The sequence below is a fragment of the Streptomyces sp. NPDC006529 genome (assembly GCF_040611795.1).
Classification (GTDB): Bacteria; Actinomycetota; Actinomycetes; order Streptomycetales; family Streptomycetaceae; genus Streptomyces.
The window spans coordinates 1-1,248 of record NZ_JBEXPB010000139.1 but is presented as its reverse complement, the minus strand read 5'-3'; the positions used below and the strand labels follow the sequence as shown (position 1 = coordinate 1,248).

Annotated in this window: 1 protein-coding gene; it reads right to left on the bottom strand. The window is 69.3% G+C overall.

Translation table 11 applies throughout. The features are described from left to right. A partial coding sequence (locus tag ABZY31_RS31275) for an acyltransferase domain-containing protein (RefSeq protein WP_356417083.1) occupies nt 1-1,248 on the bottom strand: 1,248 nt, incomplete at both ends.

The following is a 1,248-nucleotide window of genomic DNA, read 5'->3' as shown; positions in this document are numbered from 1 at the left end:
GTCCCACACCTCGGGCAGATCGACCAGACCACCCCAACGCTCCGGAACCTCCAGAGCCGCCACCCGACCCAAACCCCACACCTGCGCCTGAACAGGCGAAACGAGCTTGTCGGAACGGCCCACACTCACCGCACCACGCGTCAGACACCACAACGGCGCCCCCACCCCGGCATCACCCAACGCCTGCACCAAAGCAGCGGTAGCAACAAGCCCACCCACCTCATCCAGCGCCAGCAACGACACCACACCAACCACCGAACCAGCACCAGCCAGCAGACCCGCAAGACCCCCACGGTCCATGCCCGGATCCACCATGACCCGACGCGCCCCAGCACCCAGCGCAGCGACCACCGCCGTGTCATCCACACCAGCAGCCGGCACCACGACCAGCCACTCACCATCCAGCCCACTAGCAGACACAGCCGCCAGCGGCTTCCACGACACCCGGTAGCGCCAACCGTCGACCTGCGCCTGCTCCTTCATTTGGCGGCGCCACGCCGACAGGGCGGGGACGAGTTCACTGAAACTCGCGTCGTCGTCGACCTCCAGCTCCGCGACCAGCGAGGCGAGATCGCCGCGCTCGACCGCGTCCCAGAACCGGGTGTCCACCGCGTCGACCGCCTGCACTGGGGCCGAACCGCCGCTGGACAGGGCGGCCTCGGGCCAGTAGCGGCGACGCTGGAAGGCGTACGTCGGCAGGTCTACCCGACCGGTACCCGCGTCAGCAAGCAAGGTGGACCAGTCGACGGTCACACCGCGCACGTACGCCTGCGCCAGAGCCGCCACCGCGGTCTCCGCCTCCGGCCGGCCGGCCCGCAGCACCGGCACGAACCCGGCAGTCGCATCGCCCGTCACACACTCCTGGGCCAGCGCCGACAGCACACCGTCCGGCCCCAGCTCGACGAACGTCGTCACACCCGCGGCCTCAAGCGCCCGCACACCATCGAGAAAGCGAACCGCCTCCCGGACGTGCCGCACCCAGAAGTCCGCCGAACCCATCTCGTCCGAGACCAGCGCACCCGTCAGGTTGGAGACAACCGGAATCCGAGGCTTGTCGAACGACAGCCCCGCCACGACCTCCCGGAAGTCGCCCAGCATGCCGTCCATGTGCGGCGAGTGGAACGCATGGCTGACGGTGAGCCGCTTGCTCTTGCGGTCGGCGAACACCCCCACCACCGCGAGCACGGCGTCCTCGTCACCGGCAACGACCACCGACTGCGGACCGTTGACCGCAGCGATGCTCACCCG